The organism is Paraburkholderia haematera, from assembly GCF_905220975.1.
GTDB lineage: Bacteria > Pseudomonadota > Gammaproteobacteria > Burkholderiales > Burkholderiaceae > Paraburkholderia > Paraburkholderia haematera.
The window spans coordinates 1-19,060 of the sequence record NZ_CAJNBK010000023.1; the positions used below are offsets into that span (position 1 = coordinate 1).

General features: G+C 61.9%; 19 protein-coding genes. 6 read left to right on the top strand and 13 right to left on the bottom strand.

What is annotated here, in order from left to right; translation table 11 throughout:
• The first annotated feature begins 212 nt into the window (after positions 1 to 212).
• From KHO23_RS27760 to KHO23_RS27775, 4 genes are all read left to right on the top strand, one after another.
• Positions 213 to 1,361, top strand: coding sequence for a hypothetical protein (locus KHO23_RS27760; protein WP_211615133.1), 1,149 nt, complete (start codon positions 213 to 215; stop codon positions 1,359 to 1,361).
• A gap of 136 nt (positions 1,362 to 1,497) precedes the next feature.
• Entirely contained in the window at positions 1,498 to 2,166 is a 669-nt protein-coding gene (locus KHO23_RS27765) for an HvfC/BufC family peptide modification chaperone (protein WP_236067022.1), read from the top strand.
• Positions 2,088 to 3,104: a DeoR/GlpR family DNA-binding transcription regulator gene (locus tag KHO23_RS27770; RefSeq protein WP_236067019.1), complete on the top strand. Its 1,017-nt coding sequence runs from the start codon at positions 2,088 to 2,090 to the stop codon at positions 3,102 to 3,104. The genes KHO23_RS27765 and KHO23_RS27770 overlap by 79 nt, the downstream gene beginning before the upstream one ends.
• Complete coding sequence (locus tag KHO23_RS27775) at positions 3,101 to 4,279, top strand: MFS transporter (RefSeq protein WP_211615136.1); 1,179 nt, start codon at positions 3,101 to 3,103, stop codon at positions 4,277 to 4,279. The genes KHO23_RS27770 and KHO23_RS27775 overlap by 4 nt, the downstream gene beginning before the upstream one ends.
• Here KHO23_RS27775 and KHO23_RS27780 read toward each other — a convergent pair.
• The 11 genes from KHO23_RS27780 to KHO23_RS27830 all read right to left on the bottom strand — a co-directional run bounded on the left by KHO23_RS27780 (position 4,202) and on the right by KHO23_RS27830 (position 14,807).
• The gene (locus KHO23_RS27780) at positions 4,202 to 5,095 is read right to left on the bottom strand and encodes a sterol desaturase family protein (protein ID WP_211615140.1); all 894 of its coding nucleotides are present in this window, start codon (positions 5,093 to 5,095) and stop codon (positions 4,202 to 4,204) included. The genes KHO23_RS27775 and KHO23_RS27780 overlap by 78 nt on opposite strands.
• 34 nt (positions 5,096 to 5,129) lie before the next feature.
• Positions 5,130 to 5,336, bottom strand: coding sequence for a hypothetical protein (locus KHO23_RS27785; RefSeq protein WP_211615142.1), 207 nt, complete (start codon positions 5,334 to 5,336; stop codon positions 5,130 to 5,132).
• A 34-nt stretch (positions 5,337 to 5,370) separates the two neighbouring features.
• Positions 5,371 to 6,069, bottom strand: a complete 699-nt coding sequence (locus KHO23_RS27790) for an OmpA family protein (RefSeq protein WP_211615144.1) — start codon at positions 6,067 to 6,069, stop codon at positions 5,371 to 5,373.
• Positions 6,070 to 6,153: 84 nt separating this feature from the next.
• Positions 6,154 to 6,927, bottom strand: coding sequence for a flagellar motor protein (locus KHO23_RS27795; RefSeq protein ID WP_211615148.1), 774 nt, complete (start codon positions 6,925 to 6,927; stop codon positions 6,154 to 6,156).
• Between the two features lie 71 nt (positions 6,928 to 6,998).
• Complete coding sequence (locus KHO23_RS27800) at positions 6,999 to 8,243, bottom strand: Crp/Fnr family transcriptional regulator (RefSeq protein WP_211615151.1); 1,245 nt, start codon at positions 8,241 to 8,243, stop codon at positions 6,999 to 7,001.
• Between the two features lie 212 nt (positions 8,244 to 8,455).
• Positions 8,456 to 8,659 carry a hypothetical protein gene (locus KHO23_RS27805; protein WP_211615152.1) on the bottom strand — a complete coding sequence of 68 codons (204 nt, stop codon included), beginning with the start codon at positions 8,657 to 8,659 and terminating at the stop codon, positions 8,456 to 8,458.
• A gap of 253 nt (positions 8,660 to 8,912) precedes the next feature.
• Complete coding sequence (locus KHO23_RS27810) at positions 8,913 to 10,016, bottom strand: nucleoside hydrolase (RefSeq protein WP_211615153.1); 1,104 nt, start codon at positions 10,014 to 10,016, stop codon at positions 8,913 to 8,915.
• Between the two features lie 133 nt (positions 10,017 to 10,149).
• Complete coding sequence (gene rbsK / locus KHO23_RS27815) at positions 10,150 to 11,082, bottom strand: ribokinase (protein WP_407946081.1); 933 nt, start codon at positions 11,080 to 11,082, stop codon at positions 10,150 to 10,152.
• Between the two features lie 46 nt (positions 11,083 to 11,128).
• On the bottom strand, positions 11,129 to 12,130 hold the full coding sequence (locus tag KHO23_RS27820) for an ABC transporter permease (protein ID WP_211615157.1): 1,002 nt from the start codon (positions 12,128 to 12,130) through the stop codon (positions 11,129 to 11,131).
• 18 nt (positions 12,131 to 12,148) lie between these two features.
• Entirely contained in the window at positions 12,149 to 13,759 is a 1,611-nt protein-coding gene (locus tag KHO23_RS27825) for a sugar ABC transporter ATP-binding protein (protein WP_211615160.1), read from the bottom strand.
• Positions 13,760 to 13,841: 82 nt separating this feature from the next.
• A complete protein-coding gene (locus KHO23_RS27830; protein ID WP_211615162.1) occupies positions 13,842 to 14,807 on the bottom strand; it encodes a sugar ABC transporter substrate-binding protein in 966 nt (321 codons plus the stop codon).
• 209 nt (positions 14,808 to 15,016) lie between these two features.
• Between KHO23_RS27830 and KHO23_RS27835 the strand changes: the two genes are divergently transcribed.
• Entirely contained in the window at positions 15,017 to 15,889 is an 873-nt protein-coding gene (locus tag KHO23_RS27835; protein WP_211615165.1) for a LysR family transcriptional regulator, read from the top strand.
• Positions 15,890 to 15,926: 37 nt separating this feature from the next.
• Here the strand turns inward: KHO23_RS27835 and KHO23_RS27840 are convergent, their stop codons facing one another.
• Complete coding sequence (locus tag KHO23_RS27840; RefSeq protein ID WP_211615168.1) at positions 15,927 to 16,298, bottom strand: type II toxin-antitoxin system VapC family toxin; 372 nt, start codon at positions 16,296 to 16,298, stop codon at positions 15,927 to 15,929.
• Positions 16,295 to 16,492 carry a type II toxin-antitoxin system VapB family antitoxin gene (locus tag KHO23_RS27845; protein WP_211615172.1) on the bottom strand — a complete coding sequence of 66 codons (198 nt, stop codon included), beginning with the start codon at positions 16,490 to 16,492 and terminating at the stop codon, positions 16,295 to 16,297. Before KHO23_RS27845 ends, KHO23_RS27840 begins: the two co-directional genes overlap by 4 nt.
• Positions 16,493 to 16,708: 216 nt before the next feature.
• Here KHO23_RS27845 and KHO23_RS27850 point away from each other — a divergent pair, with 216 nt between their 5' ends.
• Positions 16,709 to 19,054: a TonB-dependent receptor gene (locus KHO23_RS27850; RefSeq protein ID WP_211615174.1), complete on the top strand. Its 2,346-nt coding sequence runs from the start codon at positions 16,709 to 16,711 to the stop codon at positions 19,052 to 19,054.
• Positions 19,055 to 19,060: the final 6 nt, after the last annotated feature.

Sequence of the window (19,060 nt, forward strand, 5' to 3'; positions counted from 1 at the left end):
GACGTGTTCGCATTCATCGTGCTGATCGTCGTGCTGGTGTTCCGTCCGTCGGGTCTGCTCGGCGAACGTGTTGCGGATCGCGCTTGATCCCGGGCCATAAGGAGTAAACAGGGAGCGTTCTATTTGGTGGGGTGGCGCGCGCCGGTCGCCACAGCGGGGCGTTTTGAGCGGTGCTGGATAATCCCGTCCGGGTTGAGCGACGGAGATTGCGCATGAAGTTCGAACTGATCCTGCCCGTAGACAGCAGCGACGTCGAACTCCGGGTGCCGCGGTTGCGCAAATGCCAATGCGCCCTGGACTCGCCGGTACAAGGCTCCGGCAATGCCACGCTGCGGCAGCGCTGGATCGCACCGGAACTCAAATGCGTCCAGAGCGAGCTTGCCGCAGTGTTGCCCTACGCGCGCAGCGCGGAACTCCTGAGCAAGCTCTTGCCGCATTGGGGCGGGCAACAGTGCCAGCACAGTACGCGCTCGCACCTTGCACGTCGGACAACGCCTGGAATTGAAGCTGGCGGCTGCGCCCGTGAAACCGCCAGGTCGTCGCACGCCCCAGCCTCACGTCACGACAGCAGGCCTGGACGGTGGCTATGTTCGCCATTGCGACCCCGTTGCAGGGCACTCCTCGAGATCATTGCTGGACGGCTACTGGCCGACGACGGCGCGCAGAGCAGCGTGGGCTTTGTGCGCACCGTCGACCAGCACTCGCGTACGCGGGTACAGCGAGCCGTTGCCGAACAGGGCAAGAGCAGCGATAACCTGATGGTCTTCACCGATGGCGACAGCCGCTTGCGTGACTTGCAGCTGTCGGTCCTGCCCCGGACGACACATGTGCTGGACCGGTATCACCTGACGCGGCGCCTGACCGTGTTGAGCAACGTCGTGTGCAGCAAGGAAGCCGCAGCACAGTTGCCCTCACGAGAGCACGCCCGGCTATCGGAGTGGGTCGACTCGATCAAGTGGCGCCTGTGGCACGGCCGACCCGTCACGGCCATCGCCCGGCTCGAGTCCTTGCTAAGCCGGCTCGCGCGGCCTTCTTTGGCGGGCAAGGCCGTGGTGACTCGAGCCCACAGGCTCGCCGCCGGGTTGCTTCAATACTTGAAGAACAACGCCGAATCGTTACCCGACTATGGCCGTCGGTATCGAGCTGGTGAGCGCATCTCGACCGCGTTCGTGGAGTCGGTCGTCAACCAGATCATCGACAAGCGCATGTCGAAATCGCAGCAAATGCGTTGGTCGCCGCAGAGTGCACACCTTCTGCTTCAGGTGCGAATCCGCGTCATCGACGGCCGTCTTCGCCAGGACTTCGAACGGTGGTACCCCGGCTTTACCGCCAACGACGCGACCTTCCAACTCAGCGCATGACCCCACCAAATAGAACGCTCTCCAAGCTCGCGCCCGCAGCCCTGCATGTGCCGCTGGACCAGCACCTTGCTTCAACGGCACCGGCAACGATGTCACAGACACTCTGCGCCAGCGTGTCGACCTCTATCGGCGCAGCATTCGTGCCAATTGGCGGACCGCACTCGCGAGTGCCTATCCTGTCTTGCTGACGCTCGTGGGCGAAGCCCGCTTCGATACGCTGTCAATGGCTTACGCAGAAGCGCACCCGTCGCAGAGCGGCGACCTCAATCGCTTCGGCGCGGCGTTACCGGCTTTCCTCGAAACCTGCGACCAGGCGCCCCGTTTCAGCTTTTTCGCCGACCTCGCGCGTCTCGAATGGTTGCTGCATCTGGCCTACTTTGCCGCGGACGCTAATGTCCTTACGCCACCGGAATGGGCCGCCATCCGCCCCGAAGACCTGCTCGATGCGAAACTGGCCGTCCATCCTGCCTGCGCGCTCATCTCGTCACGCTATGCCATCGCCGAGATCTGGTCTGCGCATCGGCCGGTGGAGGCCTTGCCGGCAAATCTCGAGTCACCGACTTATGCACTGGTCGTGCGACCCCAATGGCGGCCGACCCTACTCGTTCAATGCGCCGCCGCGCATGCGGCTTTCGATGCATTGCAACGCGGAGCGACGCTCAACGAAGTGCTCGACTCGGCATTCGCAATCGATGCGGAATTCGATTTCACTTCGCAATGGCGCGCATGGATCACGGCCTCGGCGATTACAGGCCTCCAGCCCGGTACGCAAAACGCCCAACCTATGCTTGCGCCAGCGCCTTAACGACCCGCAAATGCTGTCCATTCAGAAGCATCTCGACGGCATCGAGGCCGGAGCCTCGTCGCTTTGCCGCTGTTGCATCGCTTGCTCGTTTACGATATATTATGCTCGATTATGGTCGTTTTGAAATCGAGCAAGGTGAAGTCATGCAACGAACGCGACAGGACGCAATGGACGGGCTTCTGCCCGAGGAACGAGAACGGCTGATTCTGGAACGGCTGCGGGCGCAAGGCCGTGTATTGGCATCCGAACTGGCGGCTGAACTGCAGACGTCCGAACACACGGTCCGCCGTCACTTACGCGAACTGGCCGATCAGGGCCATTGCAAGCGCGTCTATGGCGGCGCCCTGCTGATCTCGCCCTCCGACAAAAGCGCATCGGTCCGCATGCGCGAAGCTGTGGACCGCAAGGCCTGTCTCGCCGTCGCCGCTGCGTCGATTGTCCGCGCCAGGCAGATCATTCTGCTGGACGCCGGGTCGACGAACGTCGCGATTGCCGCGGCGCTCCCGGACAACGCGAATCTAACCGTCGTGACGAACTCGCCTGAGGCGTGCGCGCGCCTCCTGAACCGGCCAGGGTTCGACATCATCCTCATCGGCGGGCGCATTGCCCAGCAAGCGGCAGGCTCCACTGGCGCTACGGCCCTACTGCAAATCCAGCAGATCAAGGCCGACCTTTGCTTTCTGGGCGCTTGCGCGTTCGATCCCGAGGAAGGGGTCGCGGCGTTCGACGCCGAAGACGCCGAACTCAAGCGTGCGATGGTAAAAGCCAGCGGCCAGGTCGCCATCGCCGTGACATCGGAAAAGCTGATGACCGCGGCGCCGTTTTCCGTTGCGCCGGCTCGCGCCGTGGACTATCTGTTCGTCGAAGCGGATGTGACTGCCGAGCGCCGCGCTCTGCTCGAAACAGTCTGCGACAACGTCATGGTGGCGCGCTCATGAAGACGCTCGCCAAGCCGTTCGTTCAGCCAGGCACCACGCCACTCAAGGAGCGTGTGGCCACCCTCGGCGTGTTTCTCGCCAACGGATTCGGGATCGGCGCGTGGGCGGTCGAAGTGCCGCGCATCAAGGAAAGCCTGTTACTCAGTGACTCTTCGCTCGGCATCGCGCTGTTCGCCTTCGCGCTGGGGGCCATCGTCACGATGCCGCTGGCCGGACAGTTGGCCCCGCGCCTGGGCAGCGGGCGAGCCACCGCGCTGCTCGGCGCGGCGTTTGTCGTGGCGCTGCCGCTCCCTGCCTTCGCACCGAACCTGGCGACGCTGTGCATCGCGCTCTTCGCACTCGGTGCGGCGAACGGCGCGCTCGACGTCTCGATGAACGGCCACGCGAGCACGATCGAAACGCAATGGAAGTCGCCGATCATGTCGTCGTTTCACGCGTCGTGGAGTGCGGGCGGCCTGCTTGGCGCAGCCACGGGCGCCATGCTCCAGAAAGGCGGTGTCGGCGTGACCGGCGGCCTTGTGCTGCCAGACGTGTTGATCGCCGCCCTCATGCTCGCCGCCGCGGTGCTCGCGCTGCGCGATCTCGCCCCCCGGGCGGCGGCATCCTCCAGCGCATTCGCCTTGCCCAACGCCGGGGTGATGAAACTTGCGCTGCTCGCATTCCTTTGCATGCTGGTGGAAGGTGCCGTGGCCGACTGGAGCGCGGTGTACTTGCGCTCGGCCTTGAACGAAGAGGCGAGCGTCGCCGCGATCGGTTATTCCGCGTTCGCATTCTCGATGGCCGCCTGCCGCTTCGTCGGCGACGCCTCCGTGCGCCGCTTCGGTCCGAGCAAGGTGATCGGCCTCGGCGGTCTTCTGGCGGTGGCCGGGCTCGCGCTGGTGTTGAGCCTGCCGACCGTGTTCACGGCATGCGCGGGTTTCGCCATGGTCGGCGTCGGCCTCGCGAATATCGTCCCGGTCATTTTCAGCGCGGCGGGCCGCTCGACCGCCACACCGGCTGTCGGCGTCTCGATGGCGGCTACGGCGGGCTATGCCGGTTTCCTGGTCGGGCCGCCGTTGATCGGGCTCGGCGCGGGCTGGCTCGGCTTGCGCGTTGCGTTATACGTGCTCGTCGTGGCCACCCTGATCGTCTGCCTGCTGGGCGGCAAGGCGGTGCGCGGCGCGAGGCTGGCCTAGAACGCGCCTGGAATGCGAGCGCAGCGGCCAGCTCAGCGCGCCGAGCAGCGAGCCCGGTTGCGCGCCGTCGTCCAGGCCCGTGGCCGGCCATTCGTGCTTCGCCGGCACCCATAACGTACCGAACAGGTGGTCCCACAGCGGCAGCAATTGTGTGAAGTTGTGGTCGAAATGTTCGGTGCGGTTCGAGTGATGCAGGCGGTGGTATTGCGGATTGTTGACCCACGTCGTGAAGCGGCCCAGGTTGAGACGCAGGTTCATATGCGCGAAGTAATTGCCGAACATGAAAATGATCGAAGTCACGCCAACGATCCACGGCTCGACCTTGAACAAAACGCCCACCACCGGATAAAGCAGGCAGCCCTTGATGAGCACTTCGAACCAGTGATGCCGGAACGTCAGCGTGATATTGAATTCGGCGGCGCTATGGTGCAGCGAATGCAACTTCCACAGCATGGGCCCTGCATGCTGCAAGCGGTGAAACGCATATTCCAGAAGATCGAACGTCAATAGCACGATGACAATGGAAGCCAACGCGCTCCATCCTCGCGAGGCTAGCACGACCCAGCCGCCGCCGAGCGCATTGACGATCGCGACGCTAACCATCGCGGTGAGTGGCCGCATTGCTTCCGCGAACGCCATATACAGCGCCGCATAGACGACGTTAAAGCGTGTTCCGGCGCGCGATTGCAACAACTCGGCCGGCCAGCGGCGCTCCAGTGTCGCGCCCGCTGCCATCATCATCAGTGCGAGCGCGTAGCCGCCCAGCCACTGGGTCGCGTGGCGCAGCAGTTCCGGAAACGGGCTCGACACAAACATGGGATTCCCCGGTAAATACGACGCGTGTCATCGTTCAGCCATTCGACGCGGCGGCCATGCTCGGAAACAATTGAGCGATGACCTGAAGCGCCGACAGGCTGATCAGCACGGTCAGAGGCATTGGTAAAACGAAAAATGTCTGGGACAGTGCGGCTTTAACGCGATCTTCGCAGCCTGTTCTGCGCCGTGCAAGCTCCGTTCGGTGCACAGGTACTCGGTATAAACGCGTAGCGGTCAACATGGAGATTTCGTTGCGCGTTCACCTGTCTGGCGACTCAATATTCCACGAGGATAGTGACGCGGCGATTCGCGGCGCGCGCTGCCGCATCGTCGCCGATGATCAGCGGGAAATTGTCCGCCCTGCCGATGGCGGCCATTCTGTGCGGTTCGATCCCCTTGTCGGCAAAAAATCGAACCACGGCACCGGCACGTGCCGACGACAACTCCCAGTTGGATTCGTACTTCGCGGTCGATATCGGCACACTGTCGGTGTGTCCCTCGACGAGGATGTTGTTCTTCGAACGCTCGCGCAGAACGCCGGTGATCTGGTCCAGCACGCCGAAGGATTCCGGCAGCAAGCGCGCGTCGCCCGAATTGAAGAGGATTTTCGCGTTGATGGCGATTTCCACGCCCTGCGAGGCATTTGAGATCGTGATTTGCCGGTTGTCCTGAAGCGGCGCCAGCAAGGAAAGAAGCTGCCGCCTCGCGGTATCGGGCGCACCAGGCGCATGAGTGCTGCCGGCGGCCGTCTGCGTTTTCACTTCGCGGCGCTCGAGCGTCTTGATTTCGAGCTCCCGGTTTTTCGCCAACTGCAACGCATAAAGCGCGAGGAACAACACCATCAGCGTCGTGATGAGGTCCGCATAGGAAATCAGCCAGCGCGCGGACTGAGCCTCGCCATCGCCGTCCTCGCCGTCGCGCGGATAGCCGGTTTTGTCTGCCGCAAGGCGCTTGTTACCCGAAGAGGTGCTCATGCTCGAAACGTCTGCTTCCGAATTGCGTTTGAAGGGGCGCCTGGCAGGCTGCCGCCAATCGATCCAGACCGGCTTCGGGTTCGATTAGCCCAGCAACTCAGCCGATCTTTCCCGGATGTCGCCCGCGAGGCGGGTTTCGATCGTATGGGGTGACTCCTTGCGCGAAATCGCGAGCAAGCCATCGAGGTACAAACGTCTGAAGCGCAATTCGCTATCCACCTGCGCCCTGATCTTTCCGTACAACGGCAGAAAGACCAGATTCGCCAACGCGAGACCGTATAGCGTTGCCACAAACGCGACGGCAATACCTTGCCCGAGTTGCGCCGGTTCGAGCATGTGGCCGGTGACCTGAATCAGCCCGAGCACCGCCCCCAGAATGCCGAACGTCGGCGCATATCCCCCCGCCTGCTGCCATATCCGCGCCGCCGCCATGTGATTGCGCTCATACGCATCCAGTTCGCGCTGCAAGGCGTCTTCGAGCACCGCCGTCGACACCCCGTTGGCCAGAAGCTCCAGGCCTCGTTTGGCAAACGGATTGATGCCGCCTGCCTCAACCACCTCGATCGACTCGAACACGAGCATGCCGTTCAGCTTCGCCTGATCGCCCCACTCGAGCAGGACCGACAAGCTGTCCCGGTCGACCTGCCGTGCTTTCACAAAGGCGAGCCGCAATTGCTTCATGCCGTCGTAAAACCTGGCCCACGTGTTCTGGATCATCACCGCGCCGAACGTGCCGCCCAGGACGATGACGAACGCCTCCAGTTGAAACAGCGAGGCGAAGTGACCACCCTCGAGCGAAAATCCGGCCACGATGGCCGTCACGCCAACCAGGGCGCCAAATAGCGTCAAAAGATCCATACATCCTCTCGAACGGCTGCCCCAATCATCGGACCGGACCCGAAAGCGGCCTGTTGTCCGATGGCCAGCTGTCAGGCATCCACATTGGAAAGCGGCGCTGCCGTAGCAGCCGACGATTTGATCGTGCGTACGGTCTCGATGAATCGCTCCTCGATCTCGGCAATCTCGAGCGGATCGATCTTGATCTCACGACGCATGACCCACGACACCTCCTTCTTTCTCGCCTCGGTCATCACCGAGAACAAACGATCGGAAACCGGCTCGCCTGTCACGGCAGCAAGCAGTTTCGCGAGGTCGTAGGTGTCGAAGGCACTGACGGCTTCGAACAAGGTTCGCTGGTCCACAAACTCCAGATCGGCCAGCGACTTGAGCTCGCTGTTGCCACGCGGATTGCGTCGGGAAAAATACGTAATGCCCTTTTCCTCGACGTAGTTCAACACCCGGGTCTTGCGAAACGCGAAGATGTCTTCTGCAATTTCCGCGTGCGAGAGCTTGTTGAGAATCAGATTCTTCTCGACTCCGATCAGGGCTTCCAGGTCGGCCAGCTCGATCAGTTCCAGTTCGCTGTTGATCGACACGTCGAGATCGTGGTCGGCCACCTGTTGTGCCCGTTCCGTGATCCGCACGGGATCGAAGGTCACAAGCTGCCGCCCCGCTGCGCCGTCCTGCGCCGAATATCGCGCCGACTGGGTGCTCAGGCGGTCGGAGCGGCCCGGTTCGAGCGTGACGAGGTTGAGTTTTTCCATGCGCTTGAGCATCGCCATCACATGCGGGCGCGAATGGCCGGCAATCGCATGGCACTTCTTGATGACTTCAGGCAGCGGCACCGAACACTCCTCCCCTTGAGCGCGGCGCGCGCGTCCGTCCATCCGGTCCGCGCTCTCGGACCCGGCCATCAGCGACAGAACATGTGCGTACGAGAGCACACCCGGCAGAAAGTCAGCATGCGTATTGGTCGCGAGAACATCGTCCTTCTTCTTCACGCGTCGAATCATGGTGCGCACGATATGGCGCAGCAGCGGCGAGACGCGTTCGAGCTCTTCTTCCACGACGCTTGCCGCGATCACGGTCAACTGACAGAAGCTCAGGGCTTTCGCGGTGTGCGCCCGCGGTTCGGCCGGCAACAAGGACGCTTCGCCAAAAAATTCGCCCTTTCCCAGCGTCGCGAGGATGACCTTTTTTTCATCGCATTGAGTGGAGATTTCGACCTTGCCGTCTGCGATCACGTAGATGACGGCGTCGCCCGCGAAGCCTTCGGCATAGATGACTTCGCCCGGAGCCGCTGCGCGCGACCATGGCGATCGTTGATGATTCAAAATTCGTTCCCCCGGAGAGCTATTGCTTCGCGCATCCCGCGTCTTCACGAGGCACGGGTATGGGCGATGGTCCTGACTTATTTGACTGGATAACGACATGCAAAACGCAAATCTTTAACCTTCTCAATCGTCAGACCAATAGCTGCGAGGGCGCAAACGTTTGGCGAACCATGCGCTTTGACTATTCGCCAGGCACGGTCACCGCAATCCGCTCATCGGCCTGCGCCTGTGCGCAGACGCTCGAGTAATGCACGGCCCTGGCGGGTGAGTTGCAGCGTCGATCCTTGCGGATCACGCTGCCGTATTTCCACGAGCTCGTAACGGCGTAATGCCAGCACGTCAGGATCAAGAGCTTCCAGCCGCTTGCCCGTGTCGCCAAGCAGCATGAGTGTCGCGAGTTCGTGATGACTGAGCATCCCGCACCTCCATTAATCGAACCATGAGCGATGGAGATATCCTAGAGGCGCGACACTACATTTTGACTACGGTTGTGTTTCAGTGGATTTCCTGCAGCGCTGTAAGCGTCGGCGGCAAACCGCTGCCACGCTTAGTGAACGAGGCGGTGTGCGAAGTGCGTGAGTAAAGGGGCGCAACATTATTCGTGCGCCCCGTAATTGGGGTCTGCGTCGGGTGCACGGGAGCGGTGCGCCAACGACACGACCCGCATCATCAAGGCAACGTGACCGGCACCGGACGTGTCAGCAAATCGACATAGAGACTAAAGAAACGATTGTTGTCAAACTGCGTGACGTACGTGATCTTCTTAGGTGACGCGCCAGGCGCGGGTTGGTCGGGGTAGACCATCACGTGTCCCTGGTCCTCGCCGCTCGTGGTGTCGATATCCAGGTAGGCGCTTTTCGTTTGCGTGGCGTAGGTCGGATCCATGAAATAGGCGATCGTCAGCGTGTCGAACAGATGCGTGTTGTCGCCGAACGAACCGGCATTGACGATTCCGTATGCTTTGGTGACCGCGGTCTGTTTGCTCGGGTTGTTGACGATCTGATCGAAGATGCTCTGGGTGAGCGGCACGGTATTCGTAACGTCGAGCGGAATGACGGCCTGCGGAATCGTCGTTTGAAGCACCGTACGCACGGCAAGCGGATCGAACCACCAGTTCAGTTCACCCACGGCATTCGCATTACCCGGCACTGCCATCGCTCCACCCATGTAGACGATCTGCTTGATCAGCGGCACGATCTCCGGTGCTTTCATGATGGCCGTGGCGAGATTGGTGGGCGGTCCAACCTCGAGAATCGTGACCTGATTCGGATAGCGCTTGATGGTCTGGATCATGAAGTCCGCGGCGCTTTGCGTCTGCAGTTTCGTCGACACCGCAAAGCCATCAGGCGGTGCAACGAGCTGAGACTGCTGAGTCGGTTCTGGCCGCATCCACGCGCCGAAATAACCTTGCGGATTAGCGGCCTGCTGCGCGCGAATACTTGCCACGTCGTATTTCAATGGATAGTCCGCGCCGCCGTAGACACCCACCACGTTTTGCACACCCATGCGCTCCACGGCCTTCAGCGCATCCGCCTCTTCCTGGAGCAGCCAGTCGTTGCCGGTCACGACGGTCAACCCAAGCAGATTGACCTTGCCCTGCCCCATCAACTGCGTGGTCATGGCGAACAACTGGCCGTCGTCCCCCATCGTGTTGAAGTCTGAATCGATGATCACCTTCGGTGCGTTGGCGAGCGGGTCGGTGGTCGTCACGTTGCCCCCACATGCGGCAAGCGCCAGCGATATTATCAGGATGCCTACATATTGTGATTTCATGTTTAGCCCATTTTTTCCAGTAGAGATCGCGATTGAACCAAAGGGACACCATCCATGGATGGTGCCGGTCATTCAACGTCAAGCTGCCCAGAATTGCAGATCGGACTGCCTCATGTCACAACGGGCATCCGTTTCAGACCGCGCTATCGACTTCCGCGCGAGTCGGGATCGACGGCTGCGCACCGGCGCGCGTGACGGAAATCGACGCCGCGCGTTGCGCAAGACTGATCGCGCCTTCCAGCGGCTGCCGGGCGGCGAGTTGCGCGGCAAATACGCCGATAAACGTGTCGCCTGCCGCCGTCGTATCGACCGCCCGCACCTGCGTCGCGGGAAAATGCATGCCTTCGCCGCCTTCCGGCAACAGATAAGCTCCTTGTGCGCCGAGCGTAACGATCACGTTGCGGGCGCCGCCGCGCTGCAACTCCAGCGCAGCCCTGCGCGCGCCGCTTTGCGATTCGACCGGCAGGCCGGCGAGGATCGCGGCTTCGACCTCGTTCGGCACAAGGTAGTCGACCAGAGGCAGCCATTCCGCGGGCAGCGGGCCGGTGGCCGGCGCCGGATTCAGCACGGTGATCTTGCCCAGGCGCCGGGCGAGCGCGAGCGTTGCGTGGACCGAATCCCAGGGCGTTTCCAGTTGGCACACCACGACGTCGCTGGCCTTGATCGCCGCTTCGTGGCGCGCAACGCGCTCCGGCGTGAGTTCGCCGTTACTGCCCGCAACCACCACGATCGTGTTCTGCCCGTCGTCCGACACCGTCACCATTGCAACGCCGGTGGGCTGCGCCGGGTCGGCCTCGATACCCGCGCAGTCGATACCCTCCGCTTCCAGATCCAGTACCCGTTGAGCGCCGTTCGCATCCTTCCCCACACGCCCGATCATTGCCACGCGCGCGCCGATGCGGGCGGCCGCCACCGCCTGGTTGCCGCCCTTACCGCCGGCAACCTGCGAGAACTCATGTCCGCCGATCGTCTCGCCGGGCCGCGGCAAATGCGGGGCACGGGCGACCAGGTCGGTATTGATGCTGCCCACCACGAGCACGCGGCCCGGCTTCGCTTCTTTCGACACTTCCACTCTCCTGCTGACCATCCACGAATGGTCGCCAATGGTCAATTTATGCGGCGCGACGCCGGCTTCTATAAGTATCCAGCACGACGGCCACAACAATGACGGCCCCCGTGATGATGCGCTTGGTCGGCTCGGTCGCGCCGATCTGGGCAAGACCCGCGGCCAGCACGGAGATAATCAGCACGCCGAAGAACGTGCTGATCACCGAGCCGCGCCCGCCCATCAAGCTCGTTCCGCCGATCACGACGGCGGCGATCACCTGCAGTTCGATGCCCGAGCCGGCATTCGGGTCCGCCGCCTCGAGCCGCGAAATCTGGAACAGGGCCGCGAGGCCGGATAACAGGCCCATCATCGCAAAGACGGCAATCTTGTAAGGCCGCGGATTGACGCCCGCGAGACGCACCGCCTCCTCGTTCGTGCCGATGCCGACCAGATAACGGCCGAACACCGTGCGGGTCAGCACCAACTGCGCGGCGACCATCACGACGATCGCAATCAGGAACGCGGGAGAAATGCCGAATGCAATCGGGTTGGACAGAAAATCGAATGCATCGCCAATGTAGGCCGTGCGGGAGTTGGTCAACTGATACGCGAGACCGCGGGCCGCCTCGAGCACACCGAGCGACACGATGAACGAAGGAATCCGCCACGTGACGGTAATCGCGCCGGTCAGGCAACCCGTCAAAGCCGCCCCCGCCATGCCGAGCAAGGCGGCGGGCAACGCCGGCCAGTGCCACTGCAAGGCCGCGACGCTCGTGAGTGCCGCGCCGAGCGCGAGCACGGAGCCGACCGACAGATCGATCCCGGCAATGATGAGCACAAAGGTCATGCCGACCGACATCACGACAAGATCGGGAATCTGGTTCGCGATCGTGCTGAAGGTGTCGTAGCTCAGGAAGTGCGAGCTCAGCAGCGAGAACAGGACGATCATCCCGAGCAACGCGCCGAGCAGGCCGAGGTAGTTTGAGAATCCAAGGCGCGTGCCGATCGGCTTCGCGTCTTTGGGCGGTTCGTTCTGCAACGTAGGCAGGCTGCTTGGTGCGGTCATGCTTCAATACTCCACAGATTATTCGTCGCGCGCCGTTGCGTCGGGCGCTTTGGCGTCCGGTTCGATCGGATCGTGCAGCAGCGCGTCGCGTTTCGTGTAGCCCGCGAACGCCGCTGCAAGCAGCGCGTCCTGGGTCCAGCTTCCGCGCTCGAACATGCCGGTCATCCGTCCTGCCGACATCACCCCGATCCGGTCGCAAATCGACATCAACTCGCGCAGATCGCTCGACACCACCACCAACGCGCGGCCTTCCCGCGCGAGCGCACCCATCAAGGCATAAATATCGAACTTCGCACCGACGTCGATGCCGCGCGTGGGCTCGTCGAACAGCAGCACCGTGCAATCGCGCGCAAGCCAGCGGCCGATCACCACCTTCTGCTGGTTGCCGCCGGAGAGCTCGGACACCGGTTGCGACGGCCCCGAACTGCGGATGCTCATTGCGTCGATCTGCTTGCGCGCCAGCGCCGCCTCGCGCCGGGCGTCCACCACGCCGTTCTTCGACACCGCGCGCAACTGGCCAAGCGAGATATTGGCTGCAATGGGCTGCGTCAGCAGGAGGCCCTCGCCTTTACGATCTTCCGTAATCAACGCGATACCGTTCTTCACGGCGTCCGTTGGCGACGAGACCTTCACGGGTTCGAGCGGGCCGCCGCCCTGTGCGATCGACACGGTGCCGGCATCCGCGCGATCGGCCCCATAGATGAGCCGCATCAATTCCGTGCGGCCCGCGCCGATCAACCCGCTAACGCCGAAAATCTCGCCGGCTTTCACTTCGAAGGAGACATCGCGCACGGCCGGTTCGCGGGTCATCCCCGTGACCTTGAGCGCCACGCCGCCAATGCGCCGTTCGCCGAGATCGATCCGCTCGCCGATATCGCGCCCAACCATCAGTGTGACCAGACGGTCGGCAGAAAGATTGGCCATCTCGTCGACATGCACGAGCCGCCCATCGCGCAGCACCGCGGCGCGGCGCGCGATACGCTTCAACTCTTCCAGTCTGTGCGAGATGTACACCAGCGCCACGCCGCGCGCCTTGAGCCGCTCGACCTGCTCGAACAGCAGGTCCACCTCGCGGGCCGTCAGCATTGCGGTGGGTTCGTCGAGGATCAGCACCCGGCAATCGCCGATCAGATTGCGGGCGATCTCGACCATCTGCTGATGCCCGATGCCCAGCGTGCCCACCAGTGTGTCAGGGTGAATCGCGTCGAGCCCGACTTGCGCCATGGCGTGCCGGGCGTCCTCGCGCAGCCTCGCGCGGTCGATCCAGCCGAACATGCCGCGCTGCGGCAAGCGGTTCAGAAACAGGTTCTCCGCCACCGAGAGGGTCGGCAGCAGGTTCAACTCCTGCATGACCATGCGTACGCCGAGCGCCTCGGCATCTTTGCGGCTGGCCGGCGTGTAAGCGGCGCCGCCCAGCGTCATCGAGCCGGTAGTCGGCGTGACCAGACCGCCGACGATCTTGGACAACGTGCTCTTGCCCGCGCCGTTTTCGCCGGTCAGCGCCAGTACCTCACCCGCGTGCAGTTCCAGCGAGATATCGGCGAGCACCGGCCCGGCGTAGGTCTTGCCAATGCCGTGAACGCTCAACGCGGGCGGGGCAACGGCAGGGGATAGGATGGGAGTAGACATCAGATCGATAAAGCGGGACAAAGATCAGGCGGCGTGGCCCGTCATGCAACATGAACAACGAGGGCCACGCGCTATGCCAATCTTACTTGGTGACCAGATCGACAGGCGTTTCGACCACGCCCGACAATTCCGACTGCTTCTTGTGTTCGGCGAGTGCCTTGAGCGCCGTATCGATACCGAAGACGGCCTGTCGGGCGGCGTACTGATTCGCTGTGGCGAGAACGCGGCCGTCGGCGAGCATCGGCTTGATCGCATTGATGTCGTCGTAGCCGACCACCTGCACCTTGCCGGCCTTGCCTGCCGCGCGCACAGCCGAGACCGCGCCGATTGCCATATTGTCATTGCCGCACAGCAGCGCCTTGACGTCCGGGTTCGCATTGAGAATCTGGCTCGCTACGGCGTTGCCCTTGTCGATTTCCCACTCGCCCGACTGCAGCGAGACGACCTTCATGCCGCCCGCCGCCATGGCCTGCTTGAAGCCTGCCGAGCGTTGCTGCGCGTTAGTGGTGGTCGAGACGCCTTCAATAATGGCGACGTTGTCGCCCGACTTCAGGTGCTTGGCCAGGTAGTCGCCCACCTTCAATGCGCCCTTCGCGTTATCCGGACCGACGAACGGGATGTTCAGGTCTTTCGACTTGAGCACGTCCGTATCCAGCTTGTTGTCGATATTGACCACGATAATGCCGGCGTCGACCGCCTTCTTGAGCACCGGCACCAGCGCCTTGGAGTCGGCCGGGGCGATCACGAGCGCGTCGACCTTCGACACGATCATCTGCTCGACGATACGAATCTGGTTGGCCGTATCCGTTTCATCCTTGATGCCGTTCGTGACGAGATCGAATTTCGCGGGATTCTGCTTCTGATAATCCTTGGCGCCCGTTTCCATGGTCAGGAAGAACTCGTTCGCCAACGACTTCATCACCAGGGCGACTTTCGGCTTGTGTGCCGCCTGAGCGAACGCTGCGGGCATCGGCAGAATCGATACGGCGAGGAAGGCTGCGCTGGCAACGATAGCGCGACGCCGCGCCGGCTGGAAATGACGAATCATTGATGTCTCCTTTTACTTGTTCGCTCGTTCGGTCTACGTACGGATAGCCGTTGAGTCATGTGATGGATTGGGTCGCCACACCTGCCGCCGGCTGCCGATAAAACCCTCCGGTTTCTATGCCGGATGCCTGGACGAGTATGGCCAGGTCCAATGCTATCCTCGCGATCCACGTTATGCTATGCCTAATTTCAAAATATGGCGTTTCAAAAATGGAACACGTAGCCTGGGACGACCTTCGGATTCTGGTGGAGATCGCGCGCAGCGGGACCATGCGAGCCGCTGCCGCGGCATGCGATCTGAGCGCGCCGACCCTGTCGCGCCGCCTGACCGAGCTTGAACGGCGGCTGGGCGAGCCGCTCATCGACCGGGTGCCGTCAGGCTGCACGGTGACGGCATTCGGCGCGCGCGTGCTGGCCTGCGCCGAGCAGATGGAAGACCTCGCCCACCAGATCGAGCGCGCCGCGGACGTGACCGGCGGCGCGAGTGCTCACGGCACGGTGCGGATCAACGCCGTCGAATGGCCGTCTTACATTTTGCTTAAGTTGCTCGGCTCGTTTCAGGACCGGTTGCCCGGCCTCGCCATCGAAGTGCTGACTTCGCGACGGCCGTATAGCCTTGCCCGCCGCGAAGCGGACATCGCGCTGTGGTCCGAATGCCCCGACGAGGGCGATCTGTATGTCCGTCGAATCGGCAGGATCCGCTTCGGGCTCTTCGGTTCGCGCGACTACTATCTGCGCCACAAGGCAGCGATCACGAGGAAGGAATGGGACAAGCTGTCGTTTGTCGGTTATGACGACCGGCAGCCCGATCACCCGGCCACACAATGGCTGAAGACCCTGCCCGGCGCGCCCGCGCCTTCGCTTCGAAGCAGCTATGGCATGGGCGTATTCGACGGCGTGCTGGGCGGCTCAGGACTCGGCGTGCTGGCCCAGCTCGCGGGCGACACCACCAGCGATCTCGTTTGCATCGAGAAGCACATCAAGGCGCTCGACCAGGACGTATGGATGGTGCTGCATCCCGCCCTGCGCGATAGCGAACGCATCCGGACCGTGGCCAACCTCATCGCCGAAATCTTCCGTTAGGTTGTGGGCTGGTGCTCGAGTTGGTCTGGTGGCTTATCTAATGCGCGAGTACTGCGCCGAGATTGAGTTCATCGGCAACCTTCTTCAAGCGCTTGTCGCGCGTCCAGAGGGTGGTGCCGGGCTGTAGGCGCGCGGACGCCAGAAGCGACGTATCGACATAGCCGATTCCACGATTGAACAAACCTTCGCGCTCGATCAGATAAAACGTCTCCTCCGGCGTTGCAACAGATGCGCGCGGCAGATCGAGCAACGCGCCCACCACGATCTCACGGTCACGCAGACCACTGAGCGAAATCTCGCCTATCACATAGGGATGAGCCAGCACCCGCTGCTCGGCAAGCAGGCTAATCAGCATGGAATCAGAGGCGTTGAGGTGGTCAATCCAGACCGACGTGTCGACAAGAATCATTCGACGTCCTGCCGGCGACGCGGCGCCCCCTTGATGCCCGGTTGGCTACCGCCAAGATTTGCAAGTCGATTCGCGGCTTCACGCTGGATCAAGGCTTTTAGCGCTTCGCGCACGAGTGCCGTTTTTTCCTCCACGCCTGTATAGGCTTGAGCCTTGGCGACCAGGTCGTCATCAAGCGCGATAGTCGTGCGCATGGGAATCTCCGCAAATGTAGGCACTAATTATGGCATCACTCGATGCATAAAATAGTGCATCCCGTCGTGAGTGCGCTCGCAGCAGCACCTCCTACCGCCTTGTCATTTTTATTCTCTAATGTAATGATATAACATTCCTCACGCAAAACGACGGCAGGAAGAACGTCGACAAGACGGAAATGCATCCACCCAGTGGTCAACCCTGAATACATCGAGATGAAAAACCGCCCGCGCGTCTCCCACGCAGCTCTGCTGCTGTTCGCCATCGCTGCTCATGTCCATGCCGCGCCCAATGAAGGTTCGGTGACGGGCGCTGTCGCCGACGCAGCGGGCAAGCCCGTCCGGAACGCCACAGTCAGCGTTCAGAACGCAAGTGGTGCCGCTATCGGCGAAGCGAAAACGGACGCAGACGGCCATTTCGCCATCGCTCATGTGAGCCCAGGCACCTATGCGATCGTCGTCAGTGCGCCGGGATTCGCGAGCGGCAGCAGCATGGCGACCACGACTGCAGGCGCAGAAAGCACAGTGAGCGTCAAACTCGCTCAAAGCGACACACTCGATGTTCAGGTCAATGCAAAACGTCTCGATCGAGCCCGCAACGGACTGCTGCCGGAAACAGGCAGCAGCGTGTACCGCTTCAGCCAGGCCGATATCAATGCGCTGCCCGCGGGACAAGATACGCCGCTGAACCAGGTGCTGCTCCAGGCGCCCGGCGTGGCAAGCGACTCATACGGCCAGTTGCACGTTCGCGGCGACCACGCGAACCTGCAATACCGCATCAACGGCATCATCATTCCCGAGCCGATCAGCGGTTTCGGCCAGGCACTCGACACCCGCATCATCGACCAGGTGAACCTGCTCACCGGCGCGTTGCCGGCGCAATACGGCTACCGCACGGCTGGCGTGGTGGACATCCGCACGAAGACGGGCGATGCCGGCAACGGTGGATCCATCGACGTGTTCGGCGGCAGCCATCAAACGATCAAGACGAGCGCGGATGTATTCGGTAATCAGGGGCCGTTCAGCTACTACTTCAGCGGCTCGCTCGGCATGAACAACCTCGGGATCGAGAATCCCACCGCGAGTGCCAACGCGATTCACGACCACACCCGTCAGGGCAATGCGTTCGGCTACATGTCGTACATCATCAACCCGCTCACGCGCGTGAGCGTGATGTTCGGCACGACGAGCAATCAGTTCGAGATCCCCAACACGCCCGGCCTGCCCACCAACTTCACACTCAACGGCAACAGCACCTTCGACTCGAGCCAGTTGAACGAAACGCAATCGGAGTTGAACAACTTCGCGGCGGTGGCCCTCCAGGGCACCAATGGCGGCGCACTGGACTATCAGGTCGCCCTCTTTACGCGCTACACACGGACGCAGTTCAATCCCGATCCGGTCGGCGATCTGCTCTTTAACGGCGTGGCGTCGCAGGATTTTCACAGCAACTCGGCCAATGGCGCACAAGTGGACACGACCTGGCGGCTGAACGACAAGCATACGGTCCGGGCGGGTATCTTCTTCCAGCAGGAACATGCTGTGTTCAACGACAGCGTCAACGTATTCGCGACGGACAGCAACGGCAATCAGCTATCCGATCAGCCCTTCAATATTCAGGACTCCAGCAGCAAGACCGGCTATCTGTATAGCGCTTACGTGCAGGACGAGTGGAAGCTCACCGACAAGCTCACGCTGAACTATGGTCTTCGCTATGACAAGATGGACGAGTACGTCAGCGCAAGCCAGTTTAGCCCCCGCATCGGTCTCGTCTATGCGCTGACGCCGGCCACGACGTTCCATGCCGGCTACGCGCGCTATTTCACGCCGCCTGCATTCGAGCTGGTGTCTGGCTCGACCATCAGCCGCTTCAATGGCACAACCAACCAGAGTCCGTCGAGCCAGAACGATCAGGTGCAACCGGAACGCAGCCACTATTTCGATCTCGGCGTGACCCAACGCCTCGGATCGAACGTGACGGTCGGACTCGACGCTTACTACAAGAAATCGACGAACCTGATCGACGAAGGACAGTTCGGCTCCGCGCTCATCTTCACACCGTTCAACTACAGGGAGGGGCGCGTGTATGGAGTCGAGTTCACGGCCAACTACAAACAGGACAACGTATCCGCCTACCTGAATCTCGCGTGGAGTCGCGCGCAGGGAACCCAGATCGATTCGGCGCAGTTCAACTTCGACCCGGCGGAACTCGCTTATGTCAACAGCCACTGGGTCTATCTGGATCATGACCAACGCATTACGGCGTCATTCGGCGGAACCTACGATCTCGGCAAAACGACCTTCACTTTCGATGGTCTCGTGGGGAGCGGTTTGCGCAGCGGCTTTGCGAACACCGACCGGCTGCCGCTCTATGCGCAGGTCAATCTCGGTGTGATACAGCACTTCAATCAGCCCCTCATCGGGAAGTTCGATGCACGCCTGCTCGTGGTCAACGCGTTCAACCGCGTCTATGAGTTGCGCGACGGGTCGGGTATCGGCGTCGGCGCACCGCAATACGGTCCACATTTCGCCGTCTACGCCGGCATCACCAAGAATTTTTAATTCCGT

Coding starts and splice junctions, on each gene's coding strand:
- KHO23_RS27810 (WP_211615153.1), bottom strand. CDS start 10,016: ATGAAATCACAATATGTAGGCATCCTGATAATATCGCTGGCGCTTGCC.
- KHO23_RS27785 (WP_211615142.1), bottom strand. CDS start 5,336: ATGTTGACCGCTACGCGTTTATACCGAGTACCTGTGCACCGAACGGAG.
- KHO23_RS27835 (WP_211615165.1), top strand. CDS start 15,017: ATGGAACACGTAGCCTGGGACGACCTTCGGATTCTGGTGGAGATCGCG.
- KHO23_RS27820 (WP_211615157.1), bottom strand. CDS start 12,130: ATGACCGCACCAAGCAGCCTGCCTACGTTGCAGAACGAACCGCCCAAA.
- KHO23_RS27780 (WP_211615140.1), bottom strand. CDS start 5,095: ATGTTTGTGTCGAGCCCGTTTCCGGAACTGCTGCGCCACGCGACCCAG.
- KHO23_RS27770 (WP_236067019.1), top strand. CDS start 2,088: ATGGATCACGGCCTCGGCGATTACAGGCCTCCAGCCCGGTACGCAAAA.
- KHO23_RS27760 (WP_211615133.1), top strand. CDS start 213: ATGAAGTTCGAACTGATCCTGCCCGTAGACAGCAGCGACGTCGAACTC.
- KHO23_RS27825 (WP_211615160.1), bottom strand. CDS start 13,759: ATGTCTACTCCCATCCTATCCCCTGCCGTTGCCCCGCCCGCGTTGAGC.
- KHO23_RS27795 (WP_211615148.1), bottom strand. CDS start 6,927: ATGGATCTTTTGACGCTATTTGGCGCCCTGGTTGGCGTGACGGCCATC.
- KHO23_RS27830 (WP_211615162.1), bottom strand. CDS start 14,807: ATGATTCGTCATTTCCAGCCGGCGCGGCGTCGCGCTATCGTTGCCAGC.
- KHO23_RS27840 (WP_211615168.1), bottom strand. CDS start 16,298: ATGATTCTTGTCGACACGTCGGTCTGGATTGACCACCTCAACGCCTCT.
- KHO23_RS27805 (WP_211615152.1), bottom strand. CDS start 8,659: ATGCTCAGTCATCACGAACTCGCGACACTCATGCTGCTTGGCGACACG.
- KHO23_RS27790 (WP_211615144.1), bottom strand. CDS start 6,069: ATGAGCACCTCTTCGGGTAACAAGCGCCTTGCGGCAGACAAAACCGGC.
- KHO23_RS27775 (WP_211615136.1), top strand. CDS start 3,101: ATGAAGACGCTCGCCAAGCCGTTCGTTCAGCCAGGCACCACGCCACTC.
- KHO23_RS27850 (WP_211615174.1), top strand. CDS start 16,709: ATGAAAAACCGCCCGCGCGTCTCCCACGCAGCTCTGCTGCTGTTCGCC.
- KHO23_RS27845 (WP_211615172.1), bottom strand. CDS start 16,492: ATGCGCACGACTATCGCGCTTGATGACGACCTGGTCGCCAAGGCTCAA.